This window comes from Methylobacterium sp. WL9 (assembly GCF_008040035.1).
In the GTDB taxonomy this organism is placed as follows: domain Bacteria; phylum Pseudomonadota; class Alphaproteobacteria; order Rhizobiales; family Beijerinckiaceae; genus Methylobacterium; species Methylobacterium thuringiense.
Genome location: NZ_VRVE01000059.1, coordinates 1 through 26,850 on the forward strand (window position 1 = coordinate 1; position 26,850 = coordinate 26,850).

General features: G+C 60.0%; 24 protein-coding genes and 1 pseudogene. 14 read left to right on the forward strand and 11 right to left on the reverse strand.

Annotated elements, in window-relative coordinates; all coding sequences use genetic code 11:
* Positions 1-204 (forward strand): hypothetical protein (locus tag FV217_RS23220; RefSeq protein ID WP_210245144.1); only part of this gene is annotated, 204 nt, incomplete at its 5' end.
* A 618-nt stretch (positions 205-822) separates the two neighbouring features.
* Here FV217_RS23220 and FV217_RS15920 read toward each other — a convergent pair.
* Positions 823-2,523, reverse strand: a complete 1,701-nt coding sequence (locus tag FV217_RS15920) for a ShlB/FhaC/HecB family hemolysin secretion/activation protein (RefSeq protein WP_187272594.1) — start codon at positions 2,521-2,523, stop codon at positions 823-825.
* A gap of 270 nt (positions 2,524-2,793) precedes the next feature.
* Here FV217_RS15920 and FV217_RS15925 point away from each other — a divergent pair, with 270 nt between their 5' ends.
* Positions 2,794-4,032 carry a FecR domain-containing protein gene (locus FV217_RS15925; protein WP_187272595.1) on the forward strand — a complete coding sequence of 413 codons (1,239 nt, stop codon included), beginning with the start codon at positions 2,794-2,796 and terminating at the stop codon, positions 4,030-4,032.
* A gap of 3 nt (positions 4,033-4,035) precedes the next feature.
* Complete coding sequence (locus FV217_RS15930) at positions 4,036-6,780, forward strand: EAL domain-containing protein (RefSeq protein WP_147818163.1); 2,745 nt, start codon at positions 4,036-4,038, stop codon at positions 6,778-6,780.
* A gap of 67 nt (positions 6,781-6,847) precedes the next feature.
* On the opposite strand, the gene FV217_RS15935 is transcribed toward FV217_RS15930, so the two are convergent.
* Positions 6,848-8,515: an alpha-amylase family protein gene (locus FV217_RS15935; RefSeq protein ID WP_147818179.1), complete on the reverse strand. Its 1,668-nt coding sequence runs from the start codon at positions 8,513-8,515 to the stop codon at positions 6,848-6,850.
* A gap of 441 nt (positions 8,516-8,956) precedes the next feature.
* Entirely contained in the window at positions 8,957-9,730 is a 774-nt protein-coding gene (locus FV217_RS15940; RefSeq protein ID WP_246682848.1) for a sigma-70 family RNA polymerase sigma factor, read from the reverse strand.
* Positions 9,731-9,910: 180 nt separating this feature from the next.
* On the opposite strand from FV217_RS15940, the gene FV217_RS15945 reads away from it, so the two are divergent.
* Positions 9,911-10,156 (forward strand): hypothetical protein, encoded by a 246-nt coding sequence (locus FV217_RS15945; protein ID WP_246682850.1) that lies wholly within the window; start codon positions 9,911-9,913, stop codon positions 10,154-10,156.
* A 91-nt stretch (positions 10,157-10,247) separates the two neighbouring features.
* Here FV217_RS15945 and FV217_RS22960 read toward each other — a convergent pair whose 3' ends face one another.
* The 4 genes from FV217_RS22960 to FV217_RS22965 all read right to left on the reverse strand — a co-directional run bounded on the left by FV217_RS22960 (position 10,248) and on the right by FV217_RS22965 (position 12,895).
* Positions 10,248-10,535: a hypothetical protein gene (locus FV217_RS22960; protein WP_187272596.1), complete on the reverse strand. Its 288-nt coding sequence runs from the start codon at positions 10,533-10,535 to the stop codon at positions 10,248-10,250.
* A gap of 18 nt (positions 10,536-10,553) precedes the next feature.
* Complete coding sequence (locus FV217_RS15950) at positions 10,554-10,982, reverse strand: hypothetical protein (RefSeq protein WP_210245145.1); 429 nt, start codon at positions 10,980-10,982, stop codon at positions 10,554-10,556.
* Positions 10,983-11,353: 371 nt separating this feature from the next.
* Positions 11,354-11,617: a hypothetical protein gene (locus FV217_RS15955; protein WP_147818166.1), complete on the reverse strand. Its 264-nt coding sequence runs from the start codon at positions 11,615-11,617 to the stop codon at positions 11,354-11,356.
* A gap of 810 nt (positions 11,618-12,427) precedes the next feature.
* Positions 12,428-12,895: a hypothetical protein gene (locus FV217_RS22965; protein WP_187272597.1), complete on the reverse strand. Its 468-nt coding sequence runs from the start codon at positions 12,893-12,895 to the stop codon at positions 12,428-12,430.
* 232 nt (positions 12,896-13,127) lie between these two features.
* Here FV217_RS22965 and FV217_RS15965 point away from each other — a divergent pair, with 232 nt between their 5' ends.
* From FV217_RS15965 to FV217_RS15980, 4 genes are all read left to right on the forward strand, one after another.
* On the forward strand, positions 13,128-13,934 hold the full coding sequence (locus FV217_RS15965; RefSeq protein WP_147818167.1) for a hypothetical protein: 807 nt from the start codon (positions 13,128-13,130) through the stop codon (positions 13,932-13,934).
* A gap of 89 nt (positions 13,935-14,023) precedes the next feature.
* Positions 14,024-14,218 carry a hypothetical protein gene (locus FV217_RS15970; RefSeq protein ID WP_147818168.1) on the forward strand — a complete coding sequence of 65 codons (195 nt, stop codon included), beginning with the start codon at positions 14,024-14,026 and terminating at the stop codon, positions 14,216-14,218.
* Positions 14,219-14,307: 89 nt separating this feature from the next.
* Complete coding sequence (locus FV217_RS15975; protein ID WP_147818169.1) at positions 14,308-16,563, forward strand: bifunctional DNA primase/polymerase; 2,256 nt, start codon at positions 14,308-14,310, stop codon at positions 16,561-16,563.
* A 437-nt stretch (positions 16,564-17,000) separates the two neighbouring features.
* The gene (locus FV217_RS15980) at positions 17,001-18,248 is read left to right on the forward strand and encodes a site-specific integrase (RefSeq protein ID WP_147818170.1); all 1,248 of its coding nucleotides are present in this window, start codon (positions 17,001-17,003) and stop codon (positions 18,246-18,248) included.
* A 236-nt stretch (positions 18,249-18,484) separates the two neighbouring features.
* On the opposite strand, the gene FV217_RS15985 is transcribed toward FV217_RS15980, so the two are convergent.
* Positions 18,485-19,063, reverse strand: coding sequence for a hypothetical protein (locus tag FV217_RS15985; RefSeq protein WP_147818171.1), 579 nt, complete (start codon positions 19,061-19,063; stop codon positions 18,485-18,487).
* A gap of 393 nt (positions 19,064-19,456) precedes the next feature.
* On the opposite strand from FV217_RS15985, the gene FV217_RS15990 reads away from it, so the two are divergent.
* The 5 genes from FV217_RS15990 (at position 19,457) to FV217_RS16010 (ending at position 24,675) form a co-directional block, all read left to right on the forward strand.
* A complete protein-coding gene (locus FV217_RS15990) occupies positions 19,457-20,467 on the forward strand; it encodes a nucleoid-associated protein (RefSeq protein ID WP_187272598.1) in 1,011 nt (336 codons plus the stop codon).
* The gene (locus FV217_RS15995; protein ID WP_147818173.1) at positions 20,460-21,845 is read left to right on the forward strand and encodes a hypothetical protein; all 1,386 of its coding nucleotides are present in this window, start codon (positions 20,460-20,462) and stop codon (positions 21,843-21,845) included. The genes FV217_RS15990 and FV217_RS15995 overlap by 8 nt, the downstream gene beginning before the upstream one ends.
* Before the next feature lie 241 nt (positions 21,846-22,086).
* The gene (locus FV217_RS16000) at positions 22,087-22,707 is read left to right on the forward strand and encodes a tyrosine-type recombinase/integrase (RefSeq protein ID WP_147818174.1); all 621 of its coding nucleotides are present in this window, start codon (positions 22,087-22,089) and stop codon (positions 22,705-22,707) included.
* Positions 22,708-23,005: 298 nt separating this feature from the next.
* The gene (locus FV217_RS16005) at positions 23,006-23,662 is read left to right on the forward strand and encodes a DUF47 domain-containing protein (RefSeq protein ID WP_147818175.1); all 657 of its coding nucleotides are present in this window, start codon (positions 23,006-23,008) and stop codon (positions 23,660-23,662) included.
* A 5-nt stretch (positions 23,663-23,667) separates the two neighbouring features.
* Positions 23,668-24,675 carry an inorganic phosphate transporter gene (locus tag FV217_RS16010; RefSeq protein ID WP_147818176.1) on the forward strand — a complete coding sequence of 336 codons (1,008 nt, stop codon included), beginning with the start codon at positions 23,668-23,670 and terminating at the stop codon, positions 24,673-24,675.
* Between the two features lie 112 nt (positions 24,676-24,787).
* Here the strand turns inward: FV217_RS16010 and FV217_RS16015 are convergent, their stop codons facing one another.
* From FV217_RS16015 to FV217_RS16025, 3 genes are all read right to left on the reverse strand, one after another.
* Complete coding sequence (locus tag FV217_RS16015; protein ID WP_147818177.1) at positions 24,788-25,045, reverse strand: hypothetical protein; 258 nt, start codon at positions 25,043-25,045, stop codon at positions 24,788-24,790.
* Entirely contained in the window at positions 25,045-25,317 is a 273-nt protein-coding gene (locus FV217_RS16020; RefSeq protein WP_187272599.1) for a PepSY domain-containing protein, read from the reverse strand. Before FV217_RS16020 ends, FV217_RS16015 begins: the two co-directional genes overlap by 1 nt.
* Before the next feature lie 77 nt (positions 25,318-25,394).
* Complete coding sequence (locus FV217_RS16025) at positions 25,395-26,078, reverse strand: MgtC/SapB family protein (RefSeq protein ID WP_147818178.1); 684 nt, start codon at positions 26,076-26,078, stop codon at positions 25,395-25,397.
* Between the two features lie 384 nt (positions 26,079-26,462).
* On the opposite strand from FV217_RS16025, the pseudogene FV217_RS16030 reads away from it, so the two are divergent.
* Positions 26,463-26,850: pseudogene (locus tag FV217_RS16030) on the forward strand (EVE domain-containing protein); the annotation flags it as partial.

Sequence of the window (26,850 nt, forward strand, 5' to 3'; positions counted from 1 at the left end):
TACGAGCGGCATTCAAGGAATCGAAAAGCCTTGTCTTTCGAAGGGGATAGAGTGGTGCCGGTTGCGGGACTTGAACTCGCGACCTACCGCTTACAAGAGCGCGAATCTTCCCGTTCGGCAGTTTCAAACGATCGCATGAAATTCCACGCCGTTCCACGAAATCGCAGTCGCGGTCGCCGATGGGCGGACCGAACTCAAGCGTGAAACGTTGTGAAATTTCTGCAAATTCCGCTTACTACCTCATCGCCGCGTGACCGTAACCACGGCTGCAACCGCATCAAAAGGCTTTGAGCCAGATAGTGGTCAGTAGGGGCTTTGGAACGATCAGATTTGGCCGAAAGTAAAACGACCGCTTCGGATCGCCCGCGCAAAGATGCAGACGTTGCCCTACCGGCAGCTTACGACGCCTTGCCGACCCTCAGAAGGTAATTTTCATGGTAGCGGGATAGACGAAGACCTACGACTGGAACGAGGGGATGTTTGCCGGTTCGGTATCGAGAGGCGACATCAAAGAAGCGGACATGAGCTCGCGAAACGAGGATCTACGGCTTCGCGCTCGTTCCGATCGTTCGGTACTTCCGGTCAGCCGCTCCAGGGCCTACGTGCTCGCTGAGAGCCTAACCAACTGACTCGAACAGACTGATGACCAAGCGCTATCACTTAATCGACCGTTAGATTTGGAGATTTTATAAAATCGATATCTTCTGAATATTCTGGTAATACTCTTTAATATTCCAACATGATGTGATCGGAAAACAAATATTGCTTGCGCTTTAGGAGTTGTACCGGTGTCGCGCCGCAGATCTATATTTATTGGATAAATCAACTACATTGCCATTTTGTAGAGTTTGGGCAGAGTCGAAAGACATTTGTCAGTGAAAAAAGAAACGAGAAGCCGTCGGATCTGCGGTAGATCGCGGTGTCTGTGATCGGCTTCGCAATGGCGACTCCCGCCAAAAGGTCATCGGTGACGAAGAAGCGCGCTCCGGCACCGACGGATGCGATCGTCTGAACGATGTTTTTCGGCTGCAAATACGTCTCAGTCGCACCGCCTTCGAGGAAGCCGTACAGTTGGATGGCGCTCAGAAAGCCGGCACGCACGGGGATGTCGTAACGAAGCTCGCCCGACCCCGCGATGGCGTTGTCGCCAGCCAGCCAGCCAGCCTCAAATCCGCGTCCGAAGGAATAGCCGCCCAGATAATATTGCTGAGAGATAAGCAGGGGGCCGGATGCGATCTGGCCTCCTGCGGACAGCTTGACCGACCAAGCGTCGGCCAGATTCTGATAGTGTGCGAACGAAGCGTTCAAGAGGGAGAAGCGTGTCGATGCGCCCGTCCTAGACAGACTGTCAAAGGCGTCTTCGCGGTCGACAGGTCCGAGGCCTTGGCGGACGGTGGCGAAAAGGTAGGTCCAGCTGTCTTCCGAGATGTGCAACCTGTAATCGGCGGACAGGCTCGCGAGGCCGAGACGATCGTCGTAGGTCCGTCCGACGGCGTTGCGCTCAGCGATACTGCTGACACCTAACGCGCCTCCGAGCCATAACGTCTGTGTCTGGCCGACGAACGGAGCGTACCAGGCCCGCAGTTCGTAGGTTTCAGCCTCGGAAACGGTACGTTGCCAGCGCCGCCCGTCGCCGGGCCTGATCTCGCTCACGGTGGCCGCAGCACCGATACGGAAGCTGTCCGATCCGAGGGGGACGTCGTAGGCGAGGCTTCCGAAGCTAAGCTCGCGCCAGGAGCCCAGGGTCGAGGAACTGGAGAACACCAAGCTGTCGCCCGGCAGCACTAGAGAATTCAAGGCCACGCTCGTCGAGCCTTGCCAGGGTCCGACCGCCGCAGATCCAAGATTGTCGAGTCCGACCGCTCCATACACGGCCCATGTCCGCACCGTGACTCTCAGGCGAAAGCGACCGCTTCCGGGTTCTATCTCGTCGAGGGTCGTGTCGGACACGCGGATGCCGGGCCGGTCGTTGGCGAGGAGCAACTGGCGTTCGAGCGTCGCGAGCCGAGACGGCCGCTCCGCTGTCACGGGCGACAGCAGGCTCGGCAGGCCGTACGCACCCCGGTCGTCGCCGACGACGACAACCTCTTCGATCGTGCCTTCGAGCACTTGGATTCGCATTCGGCCGCCTGCCAGGTCCTGTGCCGGGATGATCGCGCGGGTGAGATGGTATCCGGCTTCACGGTAGAGCCTGCCGATGGCGGCCGTGATCGCCGACAGATCGCCTTCCGAGACATCCCGTCCGATGAACGGTGCGTAGGCATGCGCGAGATCGCCTTCGACAAGCGCTGAGGCACCTTCGAGATCGATGGCATTCAGTCGAAACAGCCCACGCGAGGCGGCATGCGACGAAGCCGTTTCACCGGTCCGCTGCCACGATGTTATCCGCGGGCTGTTACTGCCGGACGCCCGTGGATTGGAGCTCGGCGTGGACACCAAGGCTTGCGCGGGCGGCACCAACCGTCCGACGCCCTGTGCCGACACGAAGCCCGGAAACACCGCAGCCGCAGCAAAAGACGCCACCGAAACGAGAGCAGAGACCGAGACCGTACTTGTAAATCCGCTGTGTCGTTTCGGGCCCAACATGTTTTGCCTATTTGCACTGCGGACGCATGGCGTTTCGGCAAAGGTAAAAAGACGTGGTTAAGGAATTCCCCCTAGCTCTGGGATTCCACGCCGCCGGTCCCGACCGCGCCTTTGCCGACATAAGGAAGCGGAGCCATGCTCCAGCCCTCTCGCCGGGTCGTCCTGATCCTCGTTTCAATCGTTTTAGGCCTAGTTGCCGCCCCCGGCGTGGCGCTCTGCGAAGACGCTCCCTGGCGGATCGCCAAGGCCTCCGGCGAGGCCTGGATCTCCGGCGATACTGTGCGTCCGGCCTCGGCTTCGGACAGTACGGTCCTCCGGGCCGGCGACTCGATCCGCACGGGGCGTACCGGTCGGGTTCTGCTGAATCGGGGCGCGGAAAGCATTCTCGTCACGCCGAACTCGGCGATCACTCTCCCCGGCACAGGCAAGGCCGGCATTTCGACGGTGATCCAGCGGGCCGGCACGATCGCCCTCGATGTGGAGCAGCGAAACGTTCAGCACTTCGAGGTCGAAACGCCCTATCTCGCTGCGGTCGTGAAGGGGACACGCTTTCGGGTTGCGCTGGAGAACGGACGCGCCAAAGTGGATGTCGAGCGCGGTCGCGTGCAGGTCGCCGACTTCAAGACGGGAGAGTCGGCGCTCGTTCTCCCAGGTCAGAGCGCCCGGGTCGGCGCAGGCTCCGAACAGGGACTGCAACTCTCCGGTCGCGGGACCTTCAGCCCGATCGATCACGGGGCGCCGCGTGCCCCCCGCGTGACGCCGCTAGACGTTCCGAAGGGTGGTCTGAAGCCTCTGCCGGGCTCGACCCCGTTGCGTGTCGCGGCGCTGCCGGGAGCCGGTGAAGCCGGCGGCCTCGTCCGAGGGACGAACGGTGTACCGCGCATCGCGAGCCCGATCGGGGAAATCACGCTCGATGTCCATGCGGCGACGAACGGGGTGGCGCGAAGCGAACGTCAGGGGAGCATGGGCTCCGGCCGGTCGACGGTCTGGAGCACGGGCGACTTAAATCCAGGTACCAATGCCGGCAAGAACAAGGCCACCAACAGCGGAAACCCCGTAGGGGCTGCCGAAGCCATTCTCGGGGCCACCGGTGTCTCGCGTGTCTCCACCAATTCGAGCGCCAGCACGCTGACGACTACGGCCGCCGACGGGGGCACCGTGGTCGCAGGTAGCGGCAGGACGACCGGTTCCGGCAACGCAGCCAGTGGCACTGGCAACGGGAACGGTGGCAGCACCGGCGCCGGCTCGAGCGGCAACGGCAACGGGAACGGTGGCAGCACCGGCGCCGGCTCGAGCGGAAACGGCAACGGCAACAACGGTAACGGCAACGGGAACGGTGGCAGCACCGGCGCCGGCTCGAGCGGAAACGGGAACGGCAACAACGGTAATGGCAACGGGAACGGTGGCAGCACCGGCGCCGGCTCCAACGGCAATAGAAGGAACTGAGCGTTGCCCGAGATCAAGCTGCCGACCTTCGAAAAGCGGCAAGCCTGGGCGCACCTCGTCGTCGGCCTCTTCGTGGCACTGGCCGCCCTTTCGGGCCTTCAAGTCTGGCTTCGCGACGCCATCGTCGATGCGCGTTTCAAGGTCGCGACGCGTCCCGCATCTGGGACGGTGGCTCTCATCGAAATCGATCCAAAATCTATCGAGGCGATCGGCCACTGGCCGTGGCGCCGTACGCTCCACAGCGACTTATTGAAACAACTCGGCAAGTCATCAGTCGCGGACATCGCCTTCGATGTCGACTTCAGCTCATCATCTTTACCGGCCGAGGACGCCGCGTTCGTCGAAGCGCTCCGGCAGGCGGGGAGTTCCGTAATATTGCCGGCTTTCCGCCAACGTTTTGAAGCGCAGGCCGACGGTTCGCCCTTGCACGTGAACCGGCCGCTTCCTCAGTTCCTGGCGGATTCCTGGTTGGCCTTGGTCGATATCCGCCCCGACCGGGATGGCATCGCACGACACTACAGTTATGGCGACCGGGTCGACGGCACATTCATTCCATCGATGGGCGCTATCCTGGCAGGGCGCCATCAGGAAAACGGAGAGACCTTCCGCATCGACTTCGGCATCCTCCCTTCGTCCATACCGCGCTACTCCTACATCGATGTCCTGCGCGGTGTCCCTACGGTCCTGCAGGCCTTGAGCAACAGGAAGGTCGTCATCGCCGGCACTGCCGCTGAACTGGGTGACCGGCTGAATGCGCCGAACGGTACGATCCTGCCCGGGTCGATCGTACTCGCACTCGCGGCGGAAACGATCATTCAAGAGCGCGCTCTCGCAACGACCTCGGGGTTCGTTTCGATCGCCATGGTCGTGGGGGTCATTCTGCTGATGGCTTTCGCTTGGTCTAGAGCCCACCTCGGTGTCCGCGTCGCCGGCCTCGCTGCCGTCGCGCTCTTGGGAGAGATAAGCGCCATCGTTCTTCAGGCATCGAGTTCGATCGTCGTCGACACTTCACTACTGCTGTCGGCCTGCTTCGCTTATCTGGTCGTTGCGATGTTCGACGAGATTGGTTTGCGCGGCATCCTGAGACTCGTGGCCGAGCGGCGGTTCCAGAGAATCACGATGTCGTTGCGCGACGGGCTGGTCTGTGCCGATGACATGGGGCGGATCACCTTCTGGAATCCGGCCGCATCAGACATCTTCGGCTACGAAGCGGGTCAAGCGATCGGACGGCCCTTCTGGTTCCTGCTGGACATGGATGACACGGCGGCCACAGAGCGTTTCGAGCTCACCGCCATTCCATCCGAACAGCTCCGCCACGCAAACGGCTACGTGGTCGAACTCGGGGGCCGCCGCGTTACGGGCGATCGTTTCGACCTGGAATGCTCGCTGTCGGCGTGGGACACACCGGGCGGAGTTCAGTACGGCGCGGTCTTGCGCGACATCTCACAGCGCAAGCGGCAGCAGGCACGGATCCGCTTTCTAGCTGAATGCGACGTGTTGACGGGACTGCCCAACCGCAACAGCCTTCTCGCCGAGCTTGAACGGCAACAGGCGCGACCGACGGCGCTCCTGCTCGTTGGCATCGACAGGTTCGGCCAGATCAATCATCTCCACGGAGCGTCCTTCGCCGACGCCCTCCTTGTCGCCGTCGCGAGTCGATTGACGGCGCTGGCAACATCGATCGACTTCGTCGCCCGACTGTCGGATGGAGAATTCGCCGTCCTTGCGCCCACGGATCGGGCCGAAGCCTTCGGCCGCCGCATCATCGTGGACTTCCAGAACACCGCGGTTGGTCTCGGGGCGCGCAGTCATCGCGTCGCGATGGCGGTCGGCTGCGCCGAAGGCCTGACAGCGGAACATCCGGAGGAATGGCTGGGAAACGCGCAGTTCGCGCTGGCATCCGCCCGTTCGGCGCTAATATCGGAGCCCGTCGGCTTCACCCCATCGATGCGTCTAGCCATCGTCGTCCGAGAGGCCCTTGAGCTCGAACTACGAAAAGCGCTCGCGCGCAACGAGTTCGAGCTGTTCTATCAACCGCAGGTCGATCTCCGATCGGGCAAAGTGGTTGGCGCTGAAGCCTTAATCCGATGGCGCCATCCCCAACGTGGTTACGTTTCGCCAGGCGAGTTCATGCCGGTGGTCAATGCGACCTCGCTGGCAGAGGGGGTGTCGGCTTGGGTGATGGAGACGGCTTTCCTGCAGGCGGCTATCTGGTATCGTGCGGGTCATCCCGTGAGAATCGGCATCAACCTTTCGCAATGTCAATTTTCCGCAGGTGATCTCGTCACGGAAGTCAAAGCGCTGCTCGCCGTCTCCCAGGTTCCGCCCGAGCTCATCGAACTCGAAGTCACAGAAGACATCGTCCTTGAAAATTTCCAGAAGACAAATGCCATATTCATTGACCTCCGAGCCCAATCCATCAAGATGGCCTTCGATGATTTCGGAACGGGCTACGGCAGCTTGACGTATTTAAAGAAATTTTCACTCGACACCATCAAGATCGATCAGACATTCGTCAAAAGCTTGACGCCCGGCAGCGACGACGCCGCGATCGTCAGCGCAACGATTGAACTCGGGCATTCGCTCGGCTTGTCAGTGATCGCGGAAGGCATCGAGGACGATGCCACTGCGCGCTTTCTGCATGATCTTGGATGCGACGAAGGACAGGGTTACCACTTCGGCAGACCCGTTTCGTCAACGGAGTTCGAGAAGCGTTTCTTCGCGTCCCCCGGCTCCGTGGCTGCATAACAGCCCGTCTCAGCTATAGGCGGCAGCGTCCCCGTCTATCATGTGCCAGTCTTTGCGACGGATTGGGTCAGTTCGCGCTCCGACGCAGCAGGGCATCGAGGCCGCCAACGCGGTACCAATGGTAGCCGTATCCCTCGATCAAGATGGAGTGACGGCCGTCCTGCCCGGCCTCGGTTCTGGCCCCGGTGAGGAGATCGACCAGGAGTTTGCCTTCCTCGCCTTTCACACCAGTCCTGAAATGCACTTCGATCGGCTTCGGATCGAGGTTGTGTAGGCACAGCACCGAATTGTTGCGCCAGTCGTAGCGGAGGCAGAGCACGGCGTTCTCGCCGGTTTCGATCACGCAGAAATCGCCCCAACCGATCTCCGGCGCCTCCTTGCGCTGGCGGATGACGCTCTGCATCCAGTGGAGAAGCGAGCCGCGCTCGTGACGCTGGGCTGCGACGTTGACGTGTTCGTAGCCGTAGGCGCCGCCGCTGATCGGCGGGCTCACCGGTTTCGCACCACGAGTGAAGCCGCCCTTGTCGCCGCCTGTCCACTGCATCGGGGTGCGTGCGCAGTCGCGCTCGGGGATGGAAAGATCGTCGCCCATGCCGATCTCGTCGCCGTAGCGTAGCACCGGCGTCCCCGGCAGCGAGAACATAAGGGCGTAGGCCAGTTCGATCCGACGCTGGTCGCCGTCGAGCATCGGAGCGAGACGGCGGCGAATACCGCGGTCATAGAGCTGCATCTCTTTGTCAGGCCCGAATTTTTCGAAGACCGTCTGCCGCTGCTTCTCGGTCAGCCGGCCGAGATCGAGTTCGTCGTGATTGCGCAGGAACATTGCCCATTGCGCTGAGGGTGGCCGGTTCCAGGTCTTTTCCAGCGCCTTTACCAGAGGCCGCACGTCCGAGGCCGCGAGCGCATAGAAGAGTGCTTGGTTGACCTGGAAGTTGAACATCATGTGCATGCGGTCGGCGTCTTCGCCGAAATAGTCCATGTCCTGCTTCGGCAGGATGTTGGCCTCCGCCAGAATGATCGCGTCACCACTGCGCCACTGCAGGAATTCCCGAAAGTCCCGGAGCATGTCGAACTGCTCCTTGGGCGCGCCTTTCACGTCCGGCCCCTTCTCCGCGATGACGAAGGGCACGGCATCCATGCGGAAGCCCGAGACGCCGAGTTCGAGCCAGAAGCCCATGATCTTCAGGATCTCGGCCTGGACGGCCGGGTTCGCCGTATTCAGATCGGGCTGGAAGTCGAAGAAGCGGTGGAAGTACCAGGCCTTGGCTTTCTCGTCGTAGGTCCAGGTCGATTTCTGGACGCCCGGGAAGACCATGCCCTCGTTATAATTCGCGGGCCGCTTGTCGGACCAGACGTACCAATCGCGGAAACGCGACGTCGGGTCCGAGCGGGCCGCCTGGAACCACGGATGTTGGTCGGAGGTGTGATTGACGACGAGGTCGATGATGACCTTGAGGCCCCGTTGCTTGGCCGCATGCGTGAAGGCGACAAAGTCGCCGAGCGAGCCGTAGACCGCATCGACGCCGTAATAGTCGGTGATGTCGTAGCCGTGGTCGAGCTTCGGCGAGGGCTGAAACGGTTGTAGCCAGATGGCGGTGACACCGAGACCGATCAGGTAATCGAGCCGCCGCTCCAATCCCGCAAAATCGCCGGTGCCGTCGCCGTCCGCATCCATGAAGGTGCCAACCGACAGGCAGTAGAACACCGCGTTCTTGTACCAGAGGTCCCGGATCACACTCGCCTTCATAGGACCTCCCGCGTCTCACTGAGCCCGAACGGCTGCACGAACGAGACCGTTCCAGCCTGCACATGGGGAGAAGCCACGAACTGCCCGGAGACGGCGATGAGGAGTGCTACGGCAGCATTCGCTCTAAAACATCGGTGAGACCGATTCTGAGAAAATAATCTGACCTGTCCGAAAAAGATGCAAATCTCATTACAAATACAGAGATTCACGTGGCTGGTTTAGGCGCCCTTTGAAATGAATAGGTAGGTTACAGCTTCGATCCCTTCGTCAGCAGCACGATGGGTCACGCTATCGACGCGGAAATGCTGGTATGTCTTTTTCACGCCCTTGCCGACACCATCCGGGAGGGAGACGGTATCCCCTGTGCGAGGAAGTTGAGCGAAGAGGTAACTTCCAACCTGATTTTTCTCGTCGAGCCACACTTCGCAATCAACTGACATTGCCGGATGTCTCCAACGTCTCTGTCAGGGCTGTGCGAGCGCGACTGACACGGCTCTTAACCGTTCCGACTTGGCAGCCGAGTACCTCGGCGGCGGCTTCGTAGGTCATCCCTTGAGCTGCGACTAGCAATAGCGCCTCTCGTTGCGTGGCAGGCAGCTTGGCTACCAAGTTCCAGACCTTCTGCAGATCCATTCCGTGTTCCTGCGAAGGTAGGGCGACGAGCTGAGCAGCAGCTACATCGTCTACGTCTTCAACCTCTCGCTTGCGTCTGCGGGTCTGACTATAAAATAAGTTTCGTAATATTGTGAACAGCCACGCTTTGAAATTTGTCCCTACTTTGTATTGATGTCGACAGGCCCAGGCTTTTAGAAGTGTTTCTTGGACAAGATCGTCGGCATGATTTGGCGCTAGGCTGTGTGAGAAACGGCGCAATGCCGGCAAGGTTGCAAGCAAGTCACAACGAAAGTCAGCATCTCGGTGCTCATGCCCACCAACTGCTGTTTCGAGTTGTTGGATTAGATCCAAAAATTCGGACGGCAAAAGCTCTGAGGTATGTACGCTAAACAGCAGCCGTAATTGTGCCCCAAGACGTTCTTTAGCCGCTGCCGGCAACGTTGGGGTCGTGCGACCGCTCTGGCTTACTCGCTCTGCAAGAAGCGCTTGTTCGTTGAGCGAGTATCGGCTCTCTGATAGTTCGGCCATGCCGGTGCACCCGCCTTTCCGCTTCAGGCCGCTTGAACCTACGTCGGGATCAATCGGCAACATGCTCGGGTGGGTTTGGCATTCCCAATCTGAATACATTCTAAATTTGGAAGTCGCAGACGGCTGCGTCGGCTACATGACGGAGTGGGCCGCGTCCGCAAATCGACCGGTGCAACGGTTGAGCCCGCGACGGCGTTCTTGCCTTCAACCTGGAACGGTCCATGGGCAGAGGAGCAGATCATGTCGGTACATTTCGGGTTGGGCCTCGTGCTGGCCGCCACCGTAGCCAGCGCCGCAGTGGCGGCGCCGATGACCGACGAGGAAAAGGATGTCCTGCAGCAGCAGTGTGCTGGCGACTTCACGAGCTTCTGCGCTGGCCTGCCACCCGAGGACGGCCCCGAGACCCAAGCCTGCTTCCAAAAGAACATGTCGAAGCTTTCACCGGGATGCCAGAACGCGATCAAGGCCTACAAAAATAAAGGCTGACATCGGACCGGCGCCTATACCCAGGCACCGCTTCGACTGTCCGTCCATAGGTTGCAGCCAGATCGCGCTATCGCGGCATTGGTCTTTCAATCTACCCGTCGGTCTGATGTGATTTCGATGGCGTTGAGGCAAATGCTGCGCTCTGGCGTTCTGCCTCACGCTCCTTGATCGTTAAAATCCATACGACGGAGCCATGGCTTTGTATCCTGGCAAGCACCGGCCCCCTCTGGAGCGCCTGCTGAGCCGAGGCGAGATACTGTCCTACGTCGAGTTCGTGCCGAGCGCGGACCTCCGCCTCTGCGTGGCCGTTGGATGAGAACCGATCGCGGACATACGGAACGCCACGGCTGTCGGCGTACACTATCTCAACGTTCAGCATCTTTGTCTCTTCGACGCTCTATCCCTGCGCGCCGCCGTCGCTTTCGGACGTGGGCTGATCCAGCGGGCCCTTTTCCCTTCGGAAGGCGCCAAGAAAGCGGGAGAGACCTTTCGGTGCCGAGGCGTTGGTGGCTTCGGTCGAGATCTCCGGTTCCGGCTCGGCCTCGCTCCGGCCATCCATCAATGTCTGCAGCACTTGAGCCAACACTGGCGGCCAGGGCATTCCGTTGTCGTGTAAGAGGCGGGCGCCCTTTGCGAGCGCATGGGCCTGATCCTCGGAAATCGGCCGATTCATGATCTGCGCGTCGAGGATCTGATCGGTAAGCGCCGCAGTGAGACGTTCGACCTCGGCCATGCGATCTGATGGCGCCTGCGTGCCGCTCATATCAATGATGCCTTCCGCTCCCAAAACCGCACTTTGATCGGGGGCGCGCTCTCTGGGCCGCATTTGTCAGCAACCTCGCCTCCGATCTGAATGCCCGGCATGCGCTCGACGACCAGAACGTCCGCTTAAGGGCGAAAGGTCAGGGACCGCTTCCCACCCAACTCGGTCACTGCCGCCAGAAGTTGTCATGTCCGCTTTAGAGCATCAGCCCGATCGACGGGCAAAGCCGCGCTGCTGTCGAGTTCTGATCAACACGCGGGTCGATGACGCGATCTGCGTCAATCCAGGCGGGGTCAGGCTAGGCGATTAGCTGCGCTCATAACGCCTTTAGATCGCATTGTCGGTCCGATTACTAGTGGTCGAAATCTAACGCTGGGTACCCTCGACGAACGTCCGCAATAGCGTGAATAGGGGCCCCGAAGGGCCCCTGGAAATCACATGCGGTGATGGCGATGGCCGTGGCCATGACGCATCATGTGGCCCCGGTGGTGATGGTGGCGCATCATGTGACCGCGCATGTGATGGTGGCCCATCATGCGGCCATGCCCACGATGGCCGTGCATGCCGTCCATCCGGACCTCGGTCACGGCGGTCGGGGCGTCGACCGTACCGATCATGCCGGGAGCGGCGGAGGCCGGAGCGACCAAGGTAGCACTCAGTGTGGCCAGGATGGCGGCGGCGAACAGAGACTTCCTCATAGGTGTCCTCATTTCATTGTTTCCGGCGCGGCGTCGGGGTTGATGCGAGCCGGGTCCAGGGAACGGCACAGCTTCGGATACTGTTCCGGGAGGTGCGTTATTCGCCACTCTCCAGCCGGCGGAGAAGAACCTTTCCCAACGTCGCCTGCCGCTCCGGGGCGCTCAGTCTGCGCGTGCCGGCCATTAATGGTGCGGGTGCCCGGGGTCGAGGTCGGGGTCGGGGTCGGCATGAGCGTGCTCGATCACATCTAGATCTGAGGCTGGCCAAAGCTAGGCCGTAAGCGGACGTTGCCAGTGCTCGCAACCGGTCGGCAGCGGACCCAGGGCATGGGTCCCATCCATCAGATCGGCTTGTCGGTCCGATCGCTACCGCGTTCCACCTTCTGAAGCTCGCGGCTTCCAATCTACGATCGAGAGGTCGAGTGGCAGGGCTTTGCGTACGGCAAGCGGAGGAGACTTCCGAGTTAGTGCAAGCGGTGAGCCGGTCGCCTCCGCCCGATCGAAATCGGCAGTCCCCGCCTCGGCATCCGCCGGAATGGCAAAGGCCTCGAAGACGTACGGCAGACCGTCCGCCTGAAGACCGTCCGGACGGTCCATGACGTGAAGGTGGAGATGCGGCGCCTGGCTGTTGCAGGTGTTGCCCAGCTCGCCGGTGATCCCGCCGCGCCCGACCTAATCGCCGAAGCGCACCCTGACGCTTCCAGGACGAAGGTGGGCGTAGAGCACGAACGCTCTGCCACCGATGTCGAGCACGACGAAGTGGCCGTCCGCCTCGCTGATCGGCAGGTTTGCCGGCAGCGCACCTGGTGCCTAGTCGGGTAGATCGTTGCGCGCCCCGACGACCGAGCCGTCTGCCACCGCCAGCACCGGCTCGCCGTAGATGCGGTAGTTCTTCACGTCCTTCAGGTCGCCTCGCACGATCCGGTTCTCGTCGTCGATCTTCTCCCAGTCGATGGCGAATCGCTGTGCCAACCGGAATGCTCCGTTGAGCGGGAGAAGGGCACGGACATGCCTGATGGAATCGCAGCAGCCGTCCCCGGCGACGTAATTGCTTCCGCGCAGCGGGGCTCTCAGCACGGGCAGGACCTTGTCGATCACCGGCGTATCGGCGACCCGCATCGACAGGTCGGACTTCAGCGGCTCGGCAAACCTGTCGATCTCGTGCACCAGTGCCTCGGGGACGCGCGCACCGGCGTCGAGCCCGAAATGGAGGAAGCCGACCCCGAACTGGGAGGGGCCGAGCGATGCCGTCTCGGTCCCGCGGCGACCGCCGGGCAATCTGTGCTCATGAGGGCGGCTAAGTCCCAGCCGCCTGACATATTTAGCATTTTAACAAGACCAAATGTGACAAACATCCTTTCAGGTCAGAGAGTTTTTCGAAACGTGCCTATTACGCTTAGGCCGCTGATGCCTACTTCGGGGGGGGGAGGGGTACTATGATTTCAATCAGGAATTTGTAGGACGAATTCTACTCACAACTTGTACTATTTGACTACTCATAGGAGTTGAAATGTCCACATCTAAGTCTAAGCTTATTGACTGGGAGGAAGTTGAGCAAGATTTCGAGTCAATGCGGGCAGCATATATCCCGTACTACGTTATGATGGATGAAGATCTCGAACGATGTAAATTGAGTGATGCTACTTATGGAATGATTGAAAGCAATCATATCCAAAAAATAAAGTCGTGGGACTACGTCAGTGTTGTCGATTGGGAAAAACGGGAGCGTCTCGTCGAAATCGCCAACTCGCTCGGCCCCATTGGTAATGCAAATGATGATGGTATGCCCAAAACCAAGACAAAAACGGGCCTATGGCTAGCTGTGGAAGCTAGCATAAAATCGAGATCTTTGACACACGACTTCATTAAATCATGGGCTGGACTACACTATAATTACGGTGCGTATTTAGAGCTGTACGTCGGGAACAGAGACTATTACTACAGCCATTTTCACCAAATAATGATGGCTAATAGCGATACAACAATTATCCAAAGGCATTGGTTTGCTCACTGGATCATATATGCTAGCCGCGATGAGCATATTGATCGTAAAAAAGCTACCGAAAAAATGGTTGAATTGGTGGAAGAGATTGGTTGCGCTGTTCGAGCGCCATGGGGACCATATCCGGTCGAATGGTTTAGTTGCCTCCTTCAGACTGAGAAAAACAAGATGACAGGTCGCCTTAAGCGTAACGGCACTCTAAAATCGACATATACAAAACTTACTGATCGCGAGCTGATGCGTATGATCGAGCATCCTCTCATCACGAGCCACGTCCTCCCGCCCCTGTCGGCGAAAAAATTTCGACTTCTGTAAAATCAGACCCCGGGGGTCTGGGAGCCAGCCCCTTCGAACCCTCGTAAACGGGTTCTCGGCAGCAACGAACGCAGCCGGGAGACACGAGGATGATGACAGATAAGCCAGCTCCAGAGCCGCCCGAACCGTATCTCACGTTCCGGCAGGCAGCGAGCACGCTCAACGTTCCGTATTTCAAAATACAGCGTGCAGCCAAGCTTGGTCTAATTCCAACTTACAAGATTCTCAATAGTCGGGCGTACGTAAAGTCCTCCGACATCAAGAAGCTGATGCGCTCGATTTGAGCGCGGCCGTCTAACCAAAAATCTCAAATTCTCAAACCAACCAGTGCACGCGCTTCGCAGCAAGCCGTGCAATCGCGGAGTAATGCGTCATGTCCACCATCAAAAATTCAAACATTGGCCCTTTTGGAGACCTTGCCAAGCTGTATTCCGATCGCGGCTTCACCGCTCTGCCAGTGGAAAGGAATCACAAGCGCCCGGCAAAAGAAATCAAGGGATGGCAGGGTTATTCGTCTGGACCTCTTGCCGCATCTAAGCTCCAAGAGTTTCTAAACGCGTATTCTGATCGAGGTATAGGCATTGTCACCGGCACCGATATCGGAGAGGGCTGGCGTCTGGTTGCAATTGATGTCGACCAAGACAGGTTTGTCGCTGTCGCCAACGCAATTTTCGGTAATCCCGTCTGTGCCAAGTTAGGCAAGAAAGGTCTTACATCATTTGCAAGATGTAGAGATGATATTAGATCGACAAGCTTCGCCGATTTTGAGAAACTTGTAGCCTGCGACATTCTGGCGAGCGGCAGATTTTGCGTCTTGCCGAACTCAATTCATCCTACAACTGGACAGCCATATAAGTGGATCGGAACGTCGCTTCTTGATGTGAATTTAGGTTCATTGCCGATTCTGGATAAAGAACGTTTGACTTTGCTTAAAATCGTACTCGGGTCTGAGCACGCTTCGATTCTTGCGGCTGGCACTTCAACTCATCATGCTGGACTCGCGTTTGCAGCCCAACTGGTGGCAAAAGGATACGACGATATCCAAATCACATCAGTCATTCAGGCGTTGTTACCGTCTGGGTACAGCGGCAATTCCCTTGAAGAGTTGCCGGAATGGATCGCAAGCGCAAGGAATAAGGGATTTGAAAGGGAAGAATCGTCAACGCGGGGACCGAAACAGCCAAGTCCTAGCGAGGTTCTACTTGCAATTCTTGCGGAGTCCGGATTCGAGCTTTCACATGATGAGTTTAATCGGGGATATCTATCAGTACCGACGGAGTCAGGGGGCATGATCACCTATCCTTTGGGTTCAACTGCGGCCGCTGGGGTGCTCCAACATCGCTATTACATGGCGAGTAAGAAAGCGCTGCGGGACGCGGCCTGTGCTGAGGTTATCGCGCTGCTCGATGCCAAAGCACGCTTTGAGGGCCCACAGGAACGCGTGTTTTCGCGTATTGGCCGACAGGATGGCATGGTCGTCATCGACCGCGGAACGCCGGATGGCAGCGTCGTATGTATTACTGCGCAGGGTTTCGAAGTGCGGGTCCGAAGTCCTCTGCGGTTCGTCAGGGTTACGGGGATGCGCGAGCTGCCCGAGCCCAAATGTGGCGGTGATCTGAACCGTTTGAAGGAGATCCTCAGCCTCTCCGACGAAACGTTCGCGCTTTTCCTAGCGTTTGTCATCAACGTACTGCGGGGCGAAGGTCCTTACCTTTGCCTTCTTGTTGAGGGTGAGCAAGGTAGTGGCAAGAGTTTCCTCTGCACTGTAGCTCGGAAAATCATTGATCCGAATATTGGCGAGAAAGTCCGCCTACCCGAGAACGAGCGCGAGCTTATGGTGTATGCTAACAGCTTTTACCTACTTGTTTTCGATAATTCCTCAGGTATGAATGCGAACATATCTGATGCGCTTTGTTCATTAGCGACAGGGGGTGGCTTCGTCAGCCGCAAGCTCTATACGGACGGCGAGCTCTATATTGTCACGGCAACGCGACCGTTTATCATCAACGGTATTAGCGACGTCGCATCAAAGCCGGACCTCATCGAACGTCTCATTCCTGTTGCAATGACACGTCTGGATGAGGACAGCCGAAGAACCGAGGCTGAGATCAACGCTGAGATCGACGTTTTGTTACCAGGCCTTCTTGGTGCCCTTTACGACATCGTGGCGTGTGCACTCCGCAACGAAGGGCAGACGGAACTGCCTAGGCAGATTCGTATGGCAGACGCGGCACGTTGGCTTCAGGCGGCTGAACCGGCAACAGGTTTGGCGGAAGGCACTTTTATCAACATTCTACACCGCTGCCAAACAGATCGCATCATCGATCGAACTAATAATGAAACTGTTGTTGTCGAAATGAGAAAAGCGCTTGAGCTGGCCCCGTTCTTAGGAACTGTCGGTGAGTTGCTGGCGAAGATAAAGCCCGATTACCCGCCAAGGTATTTCCCCGATACCCCTCAGAAGCTTTCAAAATCGCTCGACAGATTCAAGACCGGAATGGCGCTCGCTGGAATTCATTTTAAGAAGCTATCGCGTAGCAGTAAAGGCCAGATGATTAATGTTTGGTTGGAAGGCCAAGAGAATGACGAAACATGTGGGTTAGCGCCACCGGATGCGCCGGTGATATGAGGTGGGGGTGTAGGCCATGTAGATTGTGTAGGCTTTACACCCCTTTTCCCAAAAATAATGGTTAAAGGGGGAGGGGGCCTCCCTCCCCTTTGTCTGATGGTCCGATGTGGCGTGTGGCTCGGCACCTACACGGTCGTCACAACCTACACCAGACCGATCTACCGCTATCCAACCGTTACTTCATAAATGCGGTGGGTCTACAGGTCGTATTGGCAAAATTTATCGAATACGACCACTTGTATATCTATGCCGTCCGGCCCGTGACGCGGCATTCGTGGTTACAGCCTTGGTTACAGGGACAAGTGTGTTCCCGGTCGGCCCGACGGGAAGCGGTCGATAGACGCTCGCTAACTGCGCAGCTGGGCTTCGTAATGCGAATAATTGTTTCCCCTGTAACCGCGTGATTTTCTGTTCGGGTAGACAGTGGAGTATCGGTAATGTCGGCCCCCGCTCAATTTAACATCAGCCTGACCAAGCGGGATCGGCGGCGCAAGCTCCGTTCGGGCGAGTTCGTGACGAACACGCGTTGGGTCTTGAACTACACCGATCCCAAGACGGGCGCCCGCGTCCAGCTGTTCTTCGAGCGGCAGAAGGAGGCCATCGCCAAGCGCAACGAGATTGCTGCCGCCGTGGAGGCGCGGACCTACATTCCGGAACGTGATGTCATCACTGTCGGCGAGGCCGTGTCGCGCTGGATCGAGAACCGTCGCGGCGAGGTCAAGGATCGAACGCTGTTCGGTTACGAGCAGGCGGCCCGCTACATCACTGACCCGATTCTGGTGTCGGCCACTTCGACGCAGCGACGCGTTCATACCGAAACGGGTCTCGTGTCGGATGGCGCCTGTCTCAAGCCCACGCTTGGCGCGATCAAGCTCAATCGGCTCTCCACCAGTGAGATCCGTACCTGGCACAAGCTGCTCATGCAGCAAGTGGGCGCCTCGACCGCCAATAGGGCTCGAAAATACCTCGGTGGCGCGCTCGCTCTGGCTGCAGAGGATCTGGGTATCCGACCGCCCGCGATGCCGACCCGGCTGGGCAAGGGTCGCGCGAAGACCGTCAAGGCGATCCTAACGTCGGAACAGGTGACGAACCTCCTTGAGGTCGCCGCCGCCGATCCCGAGAAGGGCATCTTCGTTGCCTTCCCCTTCCTGGCGGGAACGCGTCCGAGCGAAATGCTCGCGCTGCTGTGGGAGGATGTCGACTTTGATGCAGGCCTCATCCGCATAAGCCGGATGCAGGAGATCGACGGCACCGTTTCCGAGGTGACGAAGACGGCGGCTGGTCGGCGTTCCATCCCCATGTCGGCGAGGCTTCGCGCGATGCTGATGGCGTGGCGCGAAATCTGCCCTCACCGGGATGGGGAGCCGCGTCGTGTATTCCCGGGTCTCGGGACGCGCCAGACGTGGCCGCTACCTCGGATAGGGGGAGGGGGGATCCACCTCTATTCCAACTACCGCACACGGATCTGGGCGGTGCTGCTGAAGCGCGCTGGCCTGCCGTACGTCACGCCGCATTCGGCCCGGCACTCTTTCATCTCAACCCTTCAGGCCGAAGGCGTCGAGGTCGGTCTCGTGGCGAAGATCGCGGGCCACGCCAGCCCGGTCGTTACGCTCAGCTACTACACGCAGGCCGTCCGCAGTTCCGACGTGGCACGTGATGCGCTCGATCGCGCGTTCGCCGCCTGAGCCGAACGGAGCGGGTCTCGTGTCACGCGTAAAATATGGAGAGAGAGAAGGATCAGCGGTCGCGGTTCGAGCGTAAAGTGCTTTGGGACATCACAATGCTAGCAGAGGAGGGCAGGGGACACATTTATATGCCTTCATCATATTGATGCGTTAACCGCGCTGAATAACGGGAAATTGCGTCCGAAGCTCAGGAATGATTTTTTATTCTGTCGATTTCGACAGTTTGGAGGATTATTTCAATGCACGCCGGCTTCCGCAGCAATCGCTCCACCGACGTGGCTTCGGTCGCGAGCAGCACCGCTGAGGCCCGTCGCGTTGCTGCTGCCCATGCCGAAGCCGCGCGGCAACACGCGGCCGCAGCGGACGCGCACGCAACGGCTGCCGAGATGCACTTCGAGGCCCGCCAGGATGGTGACGCGGATCTCCAGGAAGATGCGCAGAATGCAAGCGCTGATGCCGCTTCGCAGACCAGCACGGGCGCAGAGGCCTCCGGGTTCACCGGCGACTGTATCTCTGCCATCCGTGATGCGGGTCGCGAGGCCGATGAGGCGGTTCGGCTTGCCGAAGACGGCGAAGACCCACGCAACGCACACGCTGCAGCTGCTCGCCATCATGCGGCGGCTGCCGAGCGCCATGCTGAGGCTGCTTCGATCGGCGAGCCAGACAGCGAGAATGCCGAGGATGCGCGCGCCGAAGCCGAAAGTGCTGCTCTGCGAGCCGCCGACGCCGCGGCAACGATGCAGGACGCGATTCTCGGGTAGCGCGTAGCGGGCGGTAGCGCGCTCGATCGCTGTTCGCTTCTCGGTTTGACCCATTCCGGGCATTGGGAATGTCCGCTTGTGGGCGGCCAGCCCGCGGCTATGAACCTTCGGCGGGGTTGACTGGGGGTGTTGTGCTCCACCGCGGTTTGTCGCCCTTTTGGCGCATTACGAGGGGTTTGCTCGAGTGTCCTTTTTAGACCGTTGCGCTTTGGCGTAGCGCGCACGCTGCTGCCAACCCACGCTTGTTCTTGTTTCGTTCACATTGTAGGACAGCGGGGTCACGTGGGATGCGGGGTCAGCGCTCTGCACGGTCCAACTCACCCCGAGAGGAGCTCGGGACAGGGGGCGGCGATCGTATCGTCTGGGTTGTCAGCGTCCTTGCGCCAAGCCAGTCTCGGCCGCAGTGAACGACACCTGAGGTCGTTGCATTCGCCGCTGGGAGGGCAGGTGACAAACACCATTATCCGCGTCGCGATCCACGACCTGACCAAAACCCAGGGGGCCTTTGTCGTTAAGCACGGAAAAAGCGATCTGAAAGTTACTCAGACGATGCAACGCGTGATCGACGACCTCACCGCACTCTACGCCAAGCGGACCTCGAAATCTTACGGGAAATTCGCGGTTGATGAAGATCGATTTCCAACCGAGAAGCACCTCAGCGCCTACCTCAACGTCCAGCCCAGTGACTTCACGACGCTAACGCACAAGATGATGGAAACGCTGAAGGCCCAGGCGGGCTACAAGGGCGCTGCCACGGGCGGCCACGTTTTCTTCGCTCATTTTGAGCGCGAAGAACGGCAGTACCTCCTCATCGCGATCGTCAACGAGAAGCTCGGCGCGTCGATGACGAGCGACCTCGATGTCCAGGATGTCCGCCATCTCGACATGGACGGTTTTCGGTTCGCGGGCCGCATCAACATGACCGGCTGGGCCAACGGCGAGGAGCGCTACATCGGCTTCTTGAAGGGCAAGCGGGAGGTCTCCGAGTACTTCAAGGAATTCCTCGGCTGTGACACCACGGTCCAGAACCGCCGCGACACGGCCGAGCTCGTCCAGGCGCTGATGGCATTCGCCACCGATGAAGGCATGGACACCCCGAGCAAGGACGATTTCCTCGCCCGCGCGAAAACCATCTGCGAGCGTTCGGCCAAGGCTCAGGAGGAACTCAGCTTCGAGGCGCTGGCCAACGAACTGAGCCCGCAGGATCCCGAGAGGCTGATGACCGTTCTGGCCGATCCCGATCTGCGCCTCAACGACGGCTTCGTGCCTGATCGCCGCGCCCTGGGAGCGCTGATCAAATTCAAGGGCAAGACCCCGACCTGGAGCATTGAGTTCAACCGCGACGCAATCACCCGCGGAAATGTGCGGTTCAACGCTGAGGACAACACCCTCACGTTGACCGGCTTGCCCGAGGATCTCACAGCGCAACTGCGCGCTGAGTACAGCCAAGATGGCTAGGATCACATTCGACCAGCTGACCCTGCTGTATCGTCATATTGCCTTCGATCAGAACGGCGATCAGGGAAGGCTGTCGATTGCGACCCCAGAAGTCCTAGAGGTCATCCAACTCATCGAAGATGACCAGGAGGTCGCTGTTGACGCAGACATCGTGGTGCTCGACGACGACGCGCTTCAAGTCGGTCAGATCGTATCAGTCCGCGTCGGCCCACCCCGGACTGCGCTCGGCTCCCTCGTTCGCGACTTCGACGGGTTGCTCGATACCCCGGAAGCGCGGGTCAAAGAACCGCGCGCCTACTTCGTCATCGACGGCGGTATCACATCGGACATCGATCCCTGTCCTGAGCGCTTAGCGACCTATCGCAAGGTCCTCGAGTTCACGAAGCTCGTCGGCGAAGCAGCGGCCTATGTCGATCAATTCAAGAGGGAATTGATCTTCATCAAGGATGGTAAGTTCAGCGTTCCGCTGGCGTATAAGGCCACCGACTTGGACCGTGTGAGCGTCTCCGACGCCGACGCCATTCTCAGCGCGTGCGCCGACGAAATACACCGAGACCAGAAGCTCGCGATCCTCGCCGGAGCCGTCATCGGGATCTGCGCGTCTCAGCCGGTCGCAGTCCGGTTTCGCCACCTCATCGCAAACCTCGGTTCGGTGAACGAGGAAGTTCGCAACGGCTATCAGCTGTTCGCGTCTAGCTTCTCTTACTCAAAGATCCGCAACGAGATCGAAGCCGCACGCATCGATTATCTCAGCAAGATCCATAAAACGATTATCGATATCCAGACGCAGTTGCTCGGTATCCCGGTCGCGACGGTCGTCGTCGCCTCGCAGCTGAAAGTCATATCTGCCTGCGGCGTCGAGTTCTGGACCAACTTCGCCGTCGTCGTGGGAGCGTGGATCTTCGTCGCGCTCTTGGCGATCGCCATCGGAAACCAATGGGCGACGCTGGCATCCATATCCGACGATATCGCGCGCCAAAAAACCAAGTTTCAGCGGGACTTTGCGGCGCTCAGCGATCAGTTCGATACAATTTTCGTCACCCTCGCCGGTCGGATCAAATGGCAGCGGAGGTTTCTGGGGTTTGTTGGCGTGCTCGCAGTCGTCGGGGCAGCGGTGGCCACGTTCGTCGCGTATCGAGTGACCAACGTCCCGTACATAAGCTGTTGGTCGGGTGAGATCTCGGCGTCGGCACCAACACCGATCCCGCCGGCTGTGACGTCTGTCGCACCGGCTCCGACGCTTCCTTCGCCTGTCTCGCCAGCCAATACACCGACGAACGCGTCGCCGCCTAAGCAAAGCCCGCCACCCGATCCGGCTCCGCCAACGCCCGCCAAGCCGAAAATGGCTCCCACACCACAGGCCCACCCGCAGCCGTAAGTGGTTTGCACTGTCAGAAGCGCCAGGGGAGTAGAGGACACTCCGTGTCCCCGCAGTTCGGCTGATCGCTCGGTAGAACTGATCGCGTAGGAACGGCCCGCTCCAGGGGCCGACACGGCGACGGTCATCCGAAACTGAATGTCCGCTACTGGGCGGTCAGCTGGTGTCCGTTCATGGCGCGCGGCTACGGCGCGCGCGGATCGCGGTGAGATGCTGATGGCTCCTCAAACGGAGTGTCATCATGCCTTCGACCAGCGATACCCCCCGCCGACCTTGGAACCTCGGCCGCGTAATCGGCCCAAAACCGCCGTTCAAGCCCAAGCACATCTGGGCGATCCGCACCCGCCTGCAGCACGAAGGCCGCACTCGCGACCTCGCCCTATTCAACACCGCCATCGACAGCAAACTGCGCGGCTGCGACCTCGTCCGCCTGCACGTGGCCGATGTCCACCTCGGCGACGGCGTCCGCCTGCGCACCACAATCGTCCAGCAGAAGACCGGCCGGCCCGTCCCGTTCGAGCTGACCGAGACCACCCGTGAGACGCTGACTGCTTGGCTCAAGCTGCGCGGGCTTCGTGCGAGTGATTGGCTGTTCCCGAGCCGCAGCCGCCCGGGCGATCACCTAACGACGCGCCAGTATGGCCGGCTGGTGGACGAATGGGTGGCGCTGATCGGCCTCGACCCGGCGGGCTACGGCACGCACAGCCTGCGCCGGACGAAGGTTGCGCTTATCTATCGGCGGACGGGCAACCTACGCGCCTGTCAGCTGCTGCTCGGTCATACCAAACTTGAGAGCACGGTGCGCTACCTCGGCATCGAGGCGGACGACGCGCTGGTGATGTCAGAGCAGACTGACATCTGACCGTCACCGCGGCGGCCCCTCCAGGCCGTCGCCCCCAAGCCCGTACAGTCCGAGAAGGGTGGATAGCGGACCCTAACCCTTCGCCTTAAAGCAGACGTTCCGTCTCTGCCCCGACATGGCTGCAGGAACCTGCTGTGGTCATCCGCCAAAGAGGGCACCGTCATGAGCGCGTGCCGGCAAAGAAGTTGGTCGACATTCCGACGCGCATTGGAACGCCTCAGCTTGGCTGGTGTTTTGCTGCCACGCACGCAGCCAACGGCAATTCGGCTCAGCGTCACGGTCACCCGAGGCTCGTTCGATGCTTGGCTGGTTTCGCGCCCTGATGCCGCGGGAGGACCGCTTCTTCGATCTCTTCGCGCGCCACTCCCAGACTTTGGTCGCCGGCGCGGAAGCTCTCCAGGGCGTGCTACAGGGCGGTGCCGAGGTTCCACGCTACTGCCAAGTGATCGTTGACCGTGAGCAGGAGGCGGACGCGATCGCCGCCGAGGTCCTGCTTGCGGTGCGCCTCAGCTTCATCACCCCCTTCGACCGCGGCGACATCAAGGATCTGATCCAATCGATGGACGACGCCATCGACCAGATGAACAAGACCGTGAAGGCGGTTCAACTCTACGAGCTGCGCGACTTCACCCCCCTGATGCGCTCCATGGGCGAGACGGTGATCGAGGCGGCCCGTCTCACGGCCGAAGCCGTGCCGCTGCTCAATGCGGTGGGCAGGCATGCCGGACGCATCAACCAGCTCACGGAGGCGATCACCCAGATCGAGGGCCACTCGGACGCGCTGGAGGAGCAGGGCCTGAAGGCGCTCTATCAGGCGCATCGCCGCGATGGTGGAGACGGCGACGCGATGGCCTACATGATCGGCGCGGAGATCTATGGGCACCTGGAAGACGTCGTTGACCGCTTCGAGGACGTCGCCAACGAAATCAGCGGCATCGTGATCGAGAACGTGTGACCGCCATGGAGGTCACAACCCTCGCCCTGCCTTACCTCGTCGCCCTGATCGGGGTGGCTTTGATCTTCGACTTCCTCAACGGGTTGCACGATGCGGCCAACTCCATCGCCACCATCGTATCGACGCGGGTTCTGCGGCCGCAATATGCGGTGCTCTGGGCGGCGTTCTTCAACTTCATCGCGTTCTTGTTCTTTGGCCTGCACGTGGCCGAGACGCTGGGGACCGGCATCGTCGATGCCGGCATCGTCGATCCGCAGGTGATCCTCAGCGCTCTCGTCGGCGCCATCGTGTGGAACGTCGTCACCTGGGTGTTCGGCATCCCGTCGAGCAGCTCGCACGCGCTCGTCGGCGGTCTCGTCGGGGCGGGCGTCAGCAAAGCGGGCCTCGGCGTCGTGGTCTGGTCGGGCTTGGGCAAGACGGTCGCAGCCATCGTGCTGTCGCCGCTCATCGGCTTCGTCCTGGCGCTTGTTCTCGTGCTCGTCGTGTCCTGGAGTTGCGTGCGGGCGACCCCGTTCGGCGTGGACAGGACCTTTCGCCTGCTGCAGTTCGTCTCCGCCTCACTTTACTCGCTTGGGCACGGCGGCAACGATGCGCAGAAGACCATGGGCATTATCGCGGTGCTGCTCTACTCGCAGGGCCAGCTCACCGGCGACTTCCACGTACCGCTCTGGGTGGTTCTCGCGTGCCAATCCGCGATGGCGCTGGGCACGCTGTCGGGCGGTTGGCGCATCGTGCATACGATGGGATCGCGGATCACCCGGCTGAACCCGACGCAGGGCTTCTGCGCCGAGACGGGAGGGGCCATCACTCTGTTCCTGGCGACGTGGCTTGGCGTGCCAGTCTCGACGACCCACACGATCACGGGCGCGATCATCGGGGTTGGCGCGGCGCGGCGGACCTCGGCAGTGCGCTGGGGCCTTGCAGGTAACATCGTCGTCGCCTGGGTCGTCACCCTACCGGCTGCGGCAGGCATTTCGGCAGCTTGCTACGCGCTGACCCGGCTTCTGACTTAAGATGCCAGTCGCGTGGGGCGGTACATGAACGAAGTGGAGGATAAGCCTCCCGCTCCAAGTCAGAGATCCTTCGATCTGCTCAACCCGCTGCTGATCGACGTATACGCGGCGATCAGACGAGCCGTATCTCGCCTGCCTTGAGACCGAGGCGTTGGGCCAAGTCCCGCGAGAGAGCACCAACGACCTCGATCCCCATGCCCTCCGTCGTCAATTCGTTCAACTGCGCGAGCGCGGCCTCGGCCGAAGGGGCTAACAGAGCGTAGATGCGAGGCAAGTCGCGCTTGTGGCGCACGGCGATCAGGTACGCCGTGCGCCTACCTTTCTTGCCAGTCTGGACCTCTCCGGGAGCTGGGCGCGCGACCTTGTCCATCAATCCTTGTCAGGCTTTTCCTTGGTGATGGCGCCGGTCCTGGGATCGACGTGGAACTCCATTTTCACACCGTTCTTCAGGCCTTCGCCCTCCCAGTGCCCGTCATCGGCCTCCAACTCGGTGATGCTGGAGTAACCTGCATCCATCAGCTTCTGCTTGACCTGCTCGGCGGGGATCCAGTCTGCTCCCGGCTTGTCCTCCTTAGCCAGGACCGGGCCGGCGAGACCCAGCGCCATAGCCAGGGCAAGCGGTGCGAGTGTTCCAAATTTCATTAGCCGCTCCCAATTCTACGATGCCGGACAACGATTCGTAAGGACAGTGGTTGCGCGCCCGCTGGCCTATCAGATGGCTACAGAGGACCCTCAACATTCTCGACACTGGCGACACCGGGGCTTGCTCGCAGCGCCTGAGCAAGTTCTGTCACTGACTGACGCGACAGCCGCGCGAACGAGATCAAAATCTCGTCCTTTCCCGGATCGGCGGCCGGCTGTACAATGAACTGGCGGATGCGCGAGGTATGCTGCCCGGCGATCTCCTGCAGGGTATTAAACGTGATTGTTCCTGTCTCGGCCAGCACACGAAGCGGCTGGACACGGAGCCGGTTGTGGTAGCGCTCCTGAAGAGGTTTTAGTCCGGCGAGGATTGCCAAGAGGATGGCGGTCGTGGCGATGCCGGCAACGTAGAGGCCACTGCCGACCGCAAGGCCGATGGCAGCGACCGCCCACAGGCTCGCCGCCGTTGTGAGCCCTTTGACGACCTCACCGCGAAGCAGGATCGTCCCAGCTCCGAGAAATCCGATACCTGACACGACCTGCGCCGCGATACGCGAAGGATCGAGGACGACGTTGGGCGCGCCAAGCGCATCGCTGAAGCCGTAGGCCGAGACTATGACGATGAGACAGGCGCCGACCCCGACAAGCATGTGCGTTCGCAGGCCTGCGGCCCAGAGCAACCGTTCGCGCTCCACCCCAATCAAGCCGCTGAGGACAGCGGCGAGCATCAGGCGGCTCAGAATTTCAAGATTGCTGATCATGTTTCCCGTTGCACATGCCAAACGTCCCTCGGAAGATCCTGTGCCAGGATCACACGGTCAAGCATGCGACGGCAGCTGCTCCAGATAGGAGCGGCTGCTTTTCGGAAACTATCCGCCAGAGCCGACAGCCGAAAATCTACCCGGCGCAGATTTAGGTCATCTTCGCTAGCCTGCCGTGAAGCGGACTTCCTGAAGGCCCGAGAAGGGTCGACACCGGACGGATGGCTTCGCGTGGATGAACATCCGCTACCGGGCGTTGAGCCAAGTTCTGCTTATGGCGCAAAGGCGAACGGCCCTGTCAGATGCGCTGTAAAGCTACGGTCGTGGCTTGCTTCCGACCAGTGAGAGGCTTTTAAGCGATCGCCTAAAGCGGTAGTTTTGCATATGACCCTCGGCGTTTTTATTCATCGCGTAGATTCAATCTACGATGACAGCCCGGCCGAGCGGTATCAGTTTCCCCAGCAGTATCTGACCCGCGTCCAAGCCTGTCTTGGCGACTGGATCGTCTACTACGAACCACGCAAGATCACAGGCACACGCGGATATTTCGCGATTGCACGTGTCCAGGATGTTATCCCAGATCCTTTAGCTGCGGGCATGTTCATCGCAGTCATTGAGCCAGGTAGCTACCTGGATTTCGCGCGTCCGGTGCCGTTCGCTGATGAAAGCGGTGTCCTGGAGCGAGGCGTTCTGAACGATCAGGGCCGGATCTCGGGACGTGCGCAGTCAGCTGTTCGACCGATCTCACCGGCTGATTTCGATCGTATCCTCA

What these genes read in the sequence shown, in the direction of transcription:
- FV217_RS15995 (WP_147818173.1), top strand. Translation starts at nt 20,460, where the DNA reads ATGGCTAGGATCACATTCGACCAGCTGACCCTGCTGTATCGTCATATT.
- FV217_RS15945 (WP_246682850.1), top strand. Translation starts at nt 9,911, where the DNA reads ATGTCGGTACATTTCGGGTTGGGCCTCGTGCTGGCCGCCACCGTAGCC.
- FV217_RS15965 (WP_147818167.1), top strand. Translation starts at nt 13,128, where the DNA reads ATGTCCACATCTAAGTCTAAGCTTATTGACTGGGAGGAAGTTGAGCAA.
- FV217_RS16020 (WP_187272599.1), bottom strand. Translation starts at nt 25,317, where the DNA reads ATGAAATTTGGAACACTCGCACCGCTTGCCCTGGCTATGGCGCTGGGT.
- FV217_RS16025 (WP_147818178.1), bottom strand. Translation starts at nt 26,078, where the DNA reads ATGATCAGCAATCTTGAAATTCTGAGCCGCCTGATGCTCGCCGCTGTC.
- FV217_RS15980 (WP_147818170.1), top strand. Translation starts at nt 17,001, where the DNA reads ATGTCGGCCCCCGCTCAATTTAACATCAGCCTGACCAAGCGGGATCGG.
- FV217_RS22960 (WP_187272596.1), bottom strand. Translation starts at nt 10,535, where the DNA reads ATGCTGAACGTTGAGATAGTGTACGCCGACAGCCGTGGCGTTCCGTAT.
- FV217_RS15950 (WP_210245145.1), bottom strand. Translation starts at nt 10,982, where the DNA reads ATGCGGCCCAGAGAGCGCGCCCCCGATCAAAGTGCGGTTTTGGGAGCG.
- FV217_RS16000 (WP_147818174.1), top strand. Translation starts at nt 22,087, where the DNA reads ATGCCTTCGACCAGCGATACCCCCCGCCGACCTTGGAACCTCGGCCGC.
- FV217_RS15970 (WP_147818168.1), top strand. Translation starts at nt 14,024, where the DNA reads ATGATGACAGATAAGCCAGCTCCAGAGCCGCCCGAACCGTATCTCACG.
- FV217_RS15955 (WP_147818166.1), bottom strand. Translation starts at nt 11,617, where the DNA reads ATGAGGAAGTCTCTGTTCGCCGCCGCCATCCTGGCCACACTGAGTGCT.
- FV217_RS16015 (WP_147818177.1), bottom strand. Translation starts at nt 25,045, where the DNA reads ATGGACAAGGTCGCGCGCCCAGCTCCCGGAGAGGTCCAGACTGGCAAG.
- FV217_RS15975 (WP_147818169.1), top strand. Translation starts at nt 14,308, where the DNA reads ATGTCCACCATCAAAAATTCAAACATTGGCCCTTTTGGAGACCTTGCC.
- FV217_RS15985 (WP_147818171.1), bottom strand. Translation starts at nt 19,063, where the DNA reads ATGGGTCAAACCGAGAAGCGAACAGCGATCGAGCGCGCTACCGCCCGC.
- FV217_RS16005 (WP_147818175.1), top strand. Translation starts at nt 23,006, where the DNA reads ATGCTTGGCTGGTTTCGCGCCCTGATGCCGCGGGAGGACCGCTTCTTC.
- FV217_RS16010 (WP_147818176.1), top strand. Translation starts at nt 23,668, where the DNA reads ATGGAGGTCACAACCCTCGCCCTGCCTTACCTCGTCGCCCTGATCGGG.